This window comes from Brevundimonas sp., from assembly GCF_003248455.1.
GTDB lineage: Bacteria > Pseudomonadota > Alphaproteobacteria > Caulobacterales > Caulobacteraceae > Brevundimonas.
Window position 1 is genome coordinate 22,384 of record NZ_QFNM01000034.1, and the last position, 9,871, is coordinate 32,254.

Genomic DNA, 9,871 nt, shown 5'->3' on the forward strand with positions numbered 1-9,871 from the left:
GTCGAGTTCGAGCGCCGGACGTTCTCCCCCCTCCATCCGGCGTCTCGCGCCCGGAGCCGTTCCCCCGGTTCCGGGCTTTTTCTTTGCCGGTCGCCCCGTCGAAAAAGCTTACCCTTACGTGCGCGTAAACTCTTTCCTTTACGCGCGGGTAAAGTTATGGTCGGCGCATGGCCACAGCCGATGACCACAGAACCTATTCCATTCGCCAGCTGTGCCGCGAGTTCGGCGCCACGGCGCGGGCCCTGCGCTTCTACGAGGACAAGGGCCTTCTGACCCCTGCGCGCAAGGGCCAGACGCGGGTCTATGACGCGCGCGACCGCGCCCGGCTGAAGCTGATCCTGAGGGGCCGCCGCATCGGCTTCACCCTTCAGGAGATCCAGGACATGATGGACCTGTACGACCGCAAGGATCACAACGTCCATCAGATGGCCGTGGCCCTGGTTCGGCACCGCGCCCAGATCACGGCGCTGAAGCAACAGCTGGAAGACATAGAAGGCGCCATCGAGACGGCCGAGGAGGCCTGCGCCTGGATGGAATCCAAACTGTCCGAACACCGCCCCGACCTGCTGCCGGGCGCGGAAGACTACGAGCGGCTGCTGAAGTCGCGCCTGAACCACGACCACCACCCCTTCAAAGCAAGAGCGTAACCATGGCCTACAAGGCGCCCGTCCGCGATTTCACCTTCATCCTGAACGAAGTGCTGGAGATCGACCGCTACACCAACCAGCCGGGCTTCGAGGACGTCTCTTCGGACCTGGTCGACCAGATTCTGGAAGAAGGCGCCAAGTTCGCCGACGAGGTCATCGCCCCGATCAACAACCCCGGCGACAAGGAAGGCTGCCACTGGGCCGAAGGCGGCGTCGTGACCGGACCCAAGGGCTGGAAGGAAGCCTACAAGGCCATGTCCGACGGCGGCTGGATGGCGCTGGCCGCCGACCCCGCCTACGGCGGCCAGGGGATGCCCAGCGTGGTGGCCTCGGCCTTCGGCCAGATGACGGCCGGCGCCTCGGCGGCGTTTTCGATGTATCCGGGCCTGACGGCCTCGGCCTACGCCGGCATCCGCGCCAGCGCCTCGGACGAGATCAAGCAGAAATATCTGCCCAAGATGGCGTCGGGCGAATGGTCCGGCACGATGAACCTGACCGAGCCCCAATGCGGCACCGACCTGGGCATGGTCCGCACCAAGGCCGTGCGCAACGACGACGGCAGCTTCTCCATCACCGGCCAGAAGATCTGGATCTCGGCGGGCGAACACGACTTCTCGGACAACATCATCCACACCGTTCTGGCCCGCATCGAGGGCGCGGTTCCCGGCATCAAGGGCCTGAGCCTGTTCGTCGTGCCGAAATATCTGGTCGACGAGGACGGCTCTCTGGGCGAGCGCAACGCCCTGCAATGCGTGGGCCTGGAAGAGAAGATGGGCATCCACGGCAACGCCACCTGCGTCATGCAGTACGACGGCGCCAAGGGCTGGCTGCTGGGCGAGGAAGGCCGCGGCATGAACAATATGTTCGTGGTCATGAACGAGGCGCGCATCGGCACCGGCCTGCAGGGGCTGGCCATCGGCACGGCCGCCTATCAGGCCGCCGTCGAGTTCGCCAAGGACCGCCTGCAGGGCCGCAGCCTGACCGGACCGAAGAACCCGGAAGGCCCCGCCGATCCGATCATCGTCCACCCCGACGTGCGCCGCATGCTGCTGGAGGCCCGCGCCTTCGTCGAAGGCGGCCAGGCCTTCATCCTGTGGACCGCGCTGCACGCCGACCTGGAGAAGTCGGAAGACGAGGCCGTGGCGACCAAGGCCAAGGACTACATGGGTCTGCTGACCCCGGTTCTGAAAGCCTATCTGACCGACAAGGGCTTCCACGTCGCCTCGCTGGCGATGCAGGTCCACGGCGGTTCGGGCTATACCGAACACTTCCCGGCGTCGCAGTATCTGCGCGACGCCCGCATCACCATGATCTACGAGGGCGCCAACGGCATCCAGGCTCTGGACCTGGTGGGCCGCAAGCTGCCGGCCAACGGCGGCCGCGCCATCATGAGCTGGTTCGGCGAGATCGACGCCTTCGTCGCCGAGAACGAATCGAACGAAGCCATCAAGCCCTTCGTCGACGGCCTGGCCGACGCCAAGGCCAAGCTGCAGGACGGCGCCATGTGGCTGATGCAGAACGGCATGGCCAACCCGGACAACGCCGCCGCCGCCTCGACCGACTATCTGAACGTCTTCGGCCTGACGGCGCTCGCCTATATGTGGGCGCTGATGGCCAAGTCGGCGCAGGCCCAGATCGAGGCCGGTTCGACCGATCCCTATTACGCCACCAAGCTGCAGACCGGCCGCTACTTCGTCGAGCGCATCCTGCCCGACGCGGACGCCCACCTGAAGAAAATGAAGACCGGCGCCGACGTGCTGATGGCCATGCCGGCCGAGGCGTTCTGAGGCGCTGACTAGTGAGGGATCGGCATGAGCCTAGGCAAGTTCAGCCGATCTCTTTCTGCAAAGTATGTCGCTTCATCCAGCGGCCCGTTGACCCTGTCGCTGATCGCAGCCTGACCGGACCGAAGAACGTAGAAGTATTGGATCGGCTGTTCGGGTTTGTCCGGCTGTCCATCGAATGGGGCTCGATCTTCAAAAGGCAGCCGCGCAGCAACAAGGTAGGTTGCGTTATAGCCGACCGCGATGACAGTCGGCCCAACGAGACCAGCGCACCCCCCACCTCCTTCAAAGCTTCGGCAGAGCGATATAGCGTCAGGGTTGTCGGCCGAAAAGAGCCGGTAAGGGCCATCGACTTTCTCGTCATAAGCTGGCGCACCACACCCAGCCACCAAAAGACTCGCCGCCGTCACCAACAAACCTGCCTTCATAATCATCCCTCCCAAGTCCCATAGTCGACAGGCTTCCCATGAACGTGCTCACCAGCCCAGACCCCGATTTTATGCGTGAAGAAGAGATCACCCTCTTCTCCGACAGTGTCGGCAAGTGGATCGACGAGCACGCGCCTCTGGACAAGGTGCAGCAATGGATCGCCGACTCCTCGGTCCCGCGCCAGCTTTGGAACGATGCGGGCGACGCGGGCCTGCTGGGCCTGTCCATGCCGGAAGAGGACGGCGGCATGGGCGGCGACTATCGCCACGAGGTCGTGTTGATGCGTCAGCTGGGCTGGAAGGGCGCGGACCACTTCGGCATCTCGCTGCACAATGCGATCGTCATGCCCTACATCTGGCATTACGGCACCGAGGAGCAAAAGCAGCGCTGGCTGCCGCGCCTGCAATCGGGCGAACTGGTCGGCGCCATCGCCATGACCGAGCCGGGCGCCGGCTCCGACCTGCAGGGCGTCAAGACCACCGCCATCAAGTCCGGCAACGGCTATGTCGTCAACGGGTCCAAGACCTTCATCACCAACGGCCAACTGGCCAACTTCATCATCGTGGTGGCCAAGACCGACCCGGCCGAGGGCGCCAAGGGCACCAGCCTAATCGTGGTCGAGACGGACGGCGCCGAAGGCTTCGAGCGCGGCCGCAACCTGCACAAGATCGGCATGGAGGCCAACGACACCTCCGAACTGTTCTTCAACGAGGTGAAGGTCCCTGGCGACAACGTCATCGGCGGGACCGAGGGCCAGGGCTTCGTCCAGCTGATGCAGCAACTGCCGCAGGAACGGCTGAACATCGCCGTCCAGGGCGTCGCCGCCGCCGAGCGCGGGCTTGAGGCGACCCTGGCCTACGTCAAGGAGCGCAAGGCCTTCGGCAAGCGCATCCTCGACTTCCAGAACACCCAGTTCAAGCTGGCCGAGGTCAAGACCAAGCTGACCGTCGCCAAGGTCTTCGTCGACCACTGCATTTCCCTGCACCTGAAGGGCCAGCTGGACGCCGCCACCGCCTCCATGGCCAAATACTGGGTGACGGACATCCAGGGCGAGACCATCGACGAGATGCTGCAGCTGCACGGCGGCTATGGCTACGTGAACGAATACGCCATCGCCCAGCTGTACAAGGACGCGCGGGTCCAGCGCATCTACGGCGGCACCAACGAGATCATGAAGCTGCTGATCGCGCGGACGCTGTGAAAGCCTGATACTCACCACTTGCGACAATGTACGATACTTCGTACATTGTCGTCATGAACGCGATGTCCGTCACCGAACTCCGCAAGAACCTGGCCTCGGCCATCGACCGGGTGACGGCGGACCACGACTACACCATCATCACCCGCGAGGGCGGCAAGCCGGCTGCGGTGCTGATGTCGCTGGAGGACTTCGCCTCTTGGCAGGAGACGGAGTATCTGCTGCGCAGCCCGGCCAACGCCAGCCGTCTGCGTGAAGCCATAGCCGAACTCGATGCGGGCGGCGGTCAGGTTCGCGAACTGATCGAAGAATGAAGCTGACCTTCCAGACCTATGGGTGGGAGGATTATCTTCACTGGCAAGACCATGACCGAAAGATGCTGCGAAAGCTGAACCGACTGATCATGGAGTGCCAGCGCACCCCATTTTCCGGGATCGGAAAGCCCGAACCGCTGAAGGGCGATTTCGCGGGATGGTGGTCGCGGCGCATCGACCAAGAACACCGCCTGGTCTATCGCGTGACGGACGATACGCTTTTGATCGCCCAATGCCGCTATCACTACGACCGATGATCCGCCTTCACGTCGCATCCCCCCTCTCGGCCGCCGCTCCCGTCGCGCCCACGCTGGATCAGTCCCGCTATCTGACCCAGGTGATGCGGCTGAAAACCGGCGACGACTTGCTGGTCTTCAACGGCCGCGACGGAGAATGGCGATGCACCGTCGCCGAGGTGCTGAAGAAGGGCGTGATCCTGCGCGCCGAGGAGCAGGTTCGCCCCCAGACCCGCGGCCCCGACCTGGAGCTGATCGTGGCCGTGGTGAAGAAGCCGCGGGTCGAGACCATCGTGGAGAAAGCCGCCGAACTGGGCGCGCGCCGGGTGCGGCTGGTCGTGACCCGGCGCACCAACGCCGACCGCATCCGCCTGGACCGGCTGGACGCCATCGCCGAAGAGGCCGCCGAACAGACCGGGCGGCTGGACGTGCCGGTCATCGACGATCCGGTCAGGCTGGACGCCCTGCTGGACGGCTGGGAGGCCGGCCCCAATCCTGGACGTCGGCTGATGTTCTGCGACGAGACCGGCGGCGCGCCGGCCGTCACGGCCCTGCGGGGCGCGGGCGAAGGTCCATGGGCCATACTGATCGGCCCCGAGGGCGGCTTTTCGCCCGAGGAAGGCGAGCGGCTCCGGTCCCTGCCCTTCACCACAGCCGTCTCCCTGGGGCCGCGCATCCTGCGCGCCGACACCGCCGCCATCGCCGCCATGACCCTGTGGCAGGCGGCGGTGGGGGATTGGGAACGCTGATTCTCATCCCGCTCATCCCCGCGAAAGAGGGGACCCAGTGGTTTGGGAGGTGGCCGTCCGACTTATGCGACGACGCCGATCCCACAGGTCGGTGTCGCGAAGGAACGGGGTCCCCGCTTTCGCGGGATGAGCGGATTTTATTCAACCCCTTGAGGAACGCGGCTTTAGCCGCCATCTAGCCGCGACAGCAGGGGTTGCAGATGGCCGAGAACGCGCCGCTTTCCAGAGACGCTCTGATCGAGGCCATGTCCAAGGGGATCAAGCCCAAGGACCAGTGGCGCATCGGCGCCGAGCACGAGAAGTTCGGCTTCGACAAGATCACCCTGGCCCGGCCCGCCTATGAAGGCCCGAACGGCATCAAGGCCATGCTGGAGGGGCTGGAGCGGTTCGGCTGGTCGCGCGTCGAGGAGAACGGCGTCCTGATCGGTCTGGAACGCAAGAACGCCGAGGGCTTCGTCGCCTCGGTCAGCCTGGAGCCGGGCGGCCAGTTCGAACTGTCGGGCGCGCCGCTTTCGACCATCCACGACATCTGCAACGAGACCGGCCAGCACCTGATGGAGGTCAAACAGGTCGCCGACCAGATCGGCCTGGGTTTCCTGGGCGCCGGTTTCGACCCGCTGTGGCGGCGCGAGGACGTGCCGGTCATGCCCAAGGGCCGCTACGACATCATGCGCGCCTATATGCCCAAGGTCGGGACCCTGGGCCTGGACATGATGCTGCGCACCTGCACCATCCAGGCCAACCTGGACTTCGATTCCGAAGCCGACATGGTCGCCAAGTTCCGCGCGTCCCTGGCGCTGCAGCCGATCGCCACCGCCCTGTTCGCCTGTTCGCCGTTCACCGAGGGCCGACCCAACGGCTTCCTGTCGGCCCGCGCCAACGTCTGGACCGACACCGACGCCGACCGCACGGGGATGCTGGGTTTCGTCTTCGAAGAGGGCTTCGGCTTCGAGCGCTACGCCGACTATGCTCTGGACACGCCGATGTATTTCGCCAAGCGCGACGGCCGCTACGTCGACGCCTCGGGCCAGTCGTTCCGCGATTTCCAGGCCGGGAAACTGCCCGCCCTGCCCGGCGAATATCCGACGATCAAGGACTGGAACGACCATCTGACCACCCTGTTTCCCGAGGTGCGGCTGAAGGCCTATCTGGAGATGCGCGGCGCCGACGGCGGGCCGTGGAGCCGCATCTGCGCCCTGCCCGCCCTGTGGGCCGGGGTGCTGTACGACGCCCCGTCGCTGGCCGCCGCCTGGGACCTGGTCAAGGACTGGGATATCGCCGACCACGAGCGGCTGCGCCGCGACGTGACGCGTCTGGGCTTGAAGGCCGAGGTTGCGGGGCGCAGCGTGCGCGACATCGCCGTCGACCTGGTCGCCATCGCCAGACAGGGGCTGAAGAACCGCGCCAGATTCTCGGGCGGCATGGTGGACGAGCGCGGCTATCTGTCGGAACTGGAGGACATCGCCGACAGCGGGATCACCCCGGCCGAACGCCTGCTGGACCTCTATCACGGCCCCTGGCAGGGCGACGTGAAGCGGATCTACGCCGACTTCGCCTATTGAGCCTGCGACCGGTTTCGACGCAGACGCCGGCTATGACCGGCGATGGGCGGCGACGATTTCACACGATTCATACCTTTCACACGGTGTTTTTTCGTCGCGACCGTGTGAAGAATGGCAAGGATTGACAATGCTTGCCAAAACACTCTCTTCTTTCTGAAAGGAGACCGATCATGGCGACGATGAACATCTCCCTGCCCGATCCGATGAAGGCCTGGGTCGAAGAGCAGGCCAAGTCCGGCCGCTACGCCAACGCATCCGACGTTGTCCGCGACCTGATCCGGCAGGAACAGATCAAGACCGAGAAGATCGCGCACATGCAGCGGCTGATCGACGAGGCCTACGCCTCGGGCATCAGCGAGCAGACCCCCGCTGAAATCTTCGCCGAGGTTCGCGCCGAGTTCTTGGCCGAGAAGATCCGCCGGGCCAGTTGACTTGGCTCGCTTGCGGATTTCCAAGGCCGCGCGGGCCGACATGCGGGCCATCTTCCGTCAGAGCGCCGAGATGTTCGGCCTCTCGCAGGCGGACGCCTATGTCGCCGATCTTCACTCGGCGTTCGACCTGATCGCGACCTTTCCCCAATCCGGCAGGGAGAGCCGGAAAACCGAGCCGCCCGTTCGAATCCTGCCTCGCAAGGCGCACATCATTCTCTATGCCTCGGATGACCAGGGCGTACTAATCCTGCGCGTCCGCCACGCCAGAGAAGACTGGCTGAATGATCCACTCGGCCACACCGCCGATACCGGAGGCGAACCATGACCCACCCCATCCACGTCGGCGTCGGGGGCTGGACCTATGAGCCATGGCGCGGAACCTTCTATCCCGAGGGTCTGGTCCAGAAGCGCGAGCTGGAATACGCCGCGTCGAAGCTGACCAGCATCGAGATCAACGGCACCTATTATTCGACCTTCAAGCCGGACAGCTGGCGCAAGTGGCGCGACGAGACGCCGGACGGCTTCGTCTTTTCGGTCAAGGCCAGCCGCTACTGCACCAATCGGAAAGTCCTGTCGGAAGGCGCGGAAAGCTTCGACCGCTTCCTGTCCCAGGGCCTGACCGAGCTGGGCGACAAGCTGGGGCCGATCAACTGGCAGTTCATAACATGGATGACTATTATTTCGCTCGTGGTATGAGCGAGTATGGTTAAGAAGCCAACAGCCTACGCCTACAGCCGAATCAGCACCCGCGCGCAATTGAAGGGCGACGGTCTACGGCGCCAGTTAGCAGCGGCGCTCGAATGGGCTGAAGAGCATCCCGACATCGAGTTTGACCCTACGTTTGTGGATCGCGGGATATCAGCGTCGGTCGGTCTTCATCGCGAGACGGGCAAGCTCGGCGTTCTTTTGAACATGATAGAGGCCGGGACCATCCGGTCGGGCGATTACCTTCTTGTCGATGAATTCTCGCGACTGACCCGCGAGATCGAGAGCGAAGCCCTTCACCTTCTGACGTCGATTATTCGGAAAGGCGTCAACGTCGTCACTCTGGTCGATGGCGAGGTTTACCACAAACACTCGACGTCCCTTGAACTGATGCGGGCGTTGTTCACGATGTCCAACTCCCACAACGAGAATAAGGAACGGACCCGTAAAGTCGCAAAGGCTTGGGCTGAGAAGCGTGAGGAAGCTCGCCTAACCGGTAAGAAGCTCTCCCGTCGTGGACCGGCGTGGACCGTCTTCAACGAGCGGACCAAGCACTTTGACCTGATCGGCGACCGGGCCGACATCATCCGGGGCATCTTCGCCGAGTGCATCGACGGGCTTGGGATCACGGCCATCGCCCAACGGCTGAACGCCAACAAGGTGGAACCCTTCGTCGCCGGATCGGACGGCTGGCATCAAGGCTATGTCCTCACCATCCTCCGGTCACCCTCGGTAATGGGGTTCTATCAACCGACCCTAACCAGCCAGCGCGCGCATAAGCGGATGCTTCGCCAGCCTGACGGTGACCCGATCCCTAACTATTATCCGAAGGTCGTTGACGAAGAGACCTTCGACCGCGCGCAGGCGATGATCGCCTTGCGAAACAAACGTGGAGGAGGCGCAGGTCGGAGAGGGAAGCGGTTCCCAAACCTTATCATGGGGATGGGTAAATGTGAGGCATGCGGCGGGACGCTCGTCGTCACGAACCACCCGAACTCGGCCCGTGTCCGATCCTTCCGATGCTATCAGGCCAACCGCAAACAGAACTGCGACAACCGTCAGACCTACCTGTGTTCTGATGTCGAAGAATGGCTGACCGTTTTCCTCATGGAAGCCCGGATGGAAGCGGCTCAACCCCTACCAGATCAAACGGACCTGACGCACAAGCTGTCCGCTCGCCGTGCCATTCAGGTCAAGATCGACAACCTCAATGATACCATCGAAGCTGCCGAACGAGGCGAGGACGTCAGTTCGACGCGCATCCGCTTGGCTGAACGCCAAGCCGAAGCGTCCAAACTGGACAAATTGATCGAAGACCTTCGGACCATGCTGAAACACCAGACCCGGATGGTTGGTGTTGATGCGGTCGAAGAGGCGGCGAAATGGATGGATAGCCTTCGCGACGAAGACACCGAAGACATCTACCGAAACCGGGCGAAGGCGAATGCAATTCTTTTGGCGCTCTATGACACGATCATGCCAGTCGAAGGTGGCCTCTACATTCTGTCAAACGGCAAAGGCTGGTTCGTTAACGATGAAATTTACGCTGAACTCGACGTCGAAGATAGGCGGCCGATCACCCGCAAAGAACTTGAAATGAGCGCCACTTGGACGAAAACCACGATGATTTAGAGTCGTGTCGGGGGAGCAAATGGCGAGACGGCAGTAGTAGAAATCTGGATGACATAACGATTCTTTGGGCGACAATGCCCCTCCCCCAGTGACGTGCCCCTGAGAATTTCCTCCACGCGGAGCTAGAGTCCGGCCCTTGAAAGGACGGACGGAATGAAACGAGCGAGATTCACGGAAGAGCAGA

Annotated in this window: 10 protein-coding genes and 1 pseudogene; all 11 read left to right on the forward strand. The window is 63.3% G+C overall.

Features of this window, described 5'->3' with window-relative positions:
- Window positions 1-167: 167 nt before the first annotated feature.
- Window positions 168-647 (forward strand): MerR family DNA-binding transcriptional regulator, encoded by a 480-nt coding sequence (locus DI624_RS12945; protein ID WP_291539239.1) that lies wholly within the window; start codon window positions 168-170, stop codon window positions 645-647.
- A 2-nt stretch (window positions 648-649) separates the two neighbouring features.
- A complete protein-coding gene (locus DI624_RS12950; protein ID WP_291539241.1) occupies window positions 650-2,434 on the forward strand; it encodes an acyl-CoA dehydrogenase C-terminal domain-containing protein in 1,785 nt (594 codons plus the stop codon).
- Between the two features lie 463 nt (window positions 2,435-2,897).
- Complete coding sequence (locus DI624_RS12955; protein WP_291539243.1) at window positions 2,898-4,061, forward strand: acyl-CoA dehydrogenase family protein; 1,164 nt, start codon at window positions 2,898-2,900, stop codon at window positions 4,059-4,061.
- Between the two features lie 53 nt (window positions 4,062-4,114).
- Window positions 4,115-4,372 (forward strand): type II toxin-antitoxin system Phd/YefM family antitoxin, encoded by a 258-nt coding sequence (locus DI624_RS12960; RefSeq protein WP_291539246.1) that lies wholly within the window; start codon window positions 4,115-4,117, stop codon window positions 4,370-4,372.
- Window positions 4,369-4,629, forward strand: a complete 261-nt coding sequence (locus DI624_RS12965; RefSeq protein ID WP_291539248.1) for a Txe/YoeB family addiction module toxin — start codon at window positions 4,369-4,371, stop codon at window positions 4,627-4,629. The genes DI624_RS12960 and DI624_RS12965 overlap by 4 nt, the downstream gene beginning before the upstream one ends.
- Complete coding sequence (locus DI624_RS12970) at window positions 4,626-5,357, forward strand: 16S rRNA (uracil(1498)-N(3))-methyltransferase (RefSeq protein WP_291539250.1); 732 nt, start codon at window positions 4,626-4,628, stop codon at window positions 5,355-5,357. The genes DI624_RS12965 and DI624_RS12970 overlap by 4 nt, the downstream gene beginning before the upstream one ends.
- A 200-nt stretch (window positions 5,358-5,557) precedes the next feature.
- Entirely contained in the window at window positions 5,558-6,919 is a 1,362-nt protein-coding gene (locus DI624_RS12975) for a glutamate--cysteine ligase (RefSeq protein WP_291539252.1), read from the forward strand.
- Window positions 6,920-7,089: 170 nt separating this feature from the next.
- The gene (locus DI624_RS12980) at window positions 7,090-7,350 is read left to right on the forward strand and encodes a type II toxin-antitoxin system ParD family antitoxin (protein WP_291539254.1); all 261 of its coding nucleotides are present in this window, start codon (window positions 7,090-7,092) and stop codon (window positions 7,348-7,350) included.
- A 10-nt stretch (window positions 7,351-7,360) separates the two neighbouring features.
- Entirely contained in the window at window positions 7,361-7,675 is a 315-nt protein-coding gene (locus DI624_RS12985) for a type II toxin-antitoxin system RelE/ParE family toxin (protein ID WP_291539256.1), read from the forward strand.
- Window positions 7,672-8,013: pseudogene (locus tag DI624_RS12990) on the forward strand (DUF72 domain-containing protein); the annotation flags it as partial. The gene DI624_RS12985 and the pseudogene DI624_RS12990, both read left to right, overlap by 4 nt.
- 39 nt (window positions 8,014-8,052) lie before the next feature.
- Entirely contained in the window at window positions 8,053-9,687 is a 1,635-nt protein-coding gene (locus DI624_RS12995) for a recombinase family protein (protein ID WP_114815864.1), read from the forward strand.
- Window positions 9,688-9,871: the final 184 nt, after the last annotated feature.

Coding starts and splice junctions, on each gene's coding strand:
- DI624_RS12945 (WP_291539239.1), top strand. CDS start 168: ATGGCCACAGCCGATGACCACAGAACCTATTCCATTCGCCAGCTGTGC.
- DI624_RS12950 (WP_291539241.1), top strand. CDS start 650: ATGGCCTACAAGGCGCCCGTCCGCGATTTCACCTTCATCCTGAACGAA.
- DI624_RS12955 (WP_291539243.1), top strand. CDS start 2,898: ATGAACGTGCTCACCAGCCCAGACCCCGATTTTATGCGTGAAGAAGAG.
- DI624_RS12960 (WP_291539246.1), top strand. CDS start 4,115: ATGAACGCGATGTCCGTCACCGAACTCCGCAAGAACCTGGCCTCGGCC.
- DI624_RS12965 (WP_291539248.1), top strand. CDS start 4,369: ATGAAGCTGACCTTCCAGACCTATGGGTGGGAGGATTATCTTCACTGG.
- DI624_RS12970 (WP_291539250.1), top strand. CDS start 4,626: ATGATCCGCCTTCACGTCGCATCCCCCCTCTCGGCCGCCGCTCCCGTC.
- DI624_RS12975 (WP_291539252.1), top strand. CDS start 5,558: ATGGCCGAGAACGCGCCGCTTTCCAGAGACGCTCTGATCGAGGCCATG.
- DI624_RS12980 (WP_291539254.1), top strand. CDS start 7,090: ATGGCGACGATGAACATCTCCCTGCCCGATCCGATGAAGGCCTGGGTC.
- DI624_RS12995 (WP_114815864.1), top strand. CDS start 8,053: ATGGTTAAGAAGCCAACAGCCTACGCCTACAGCCGAATCAGCACCCGC.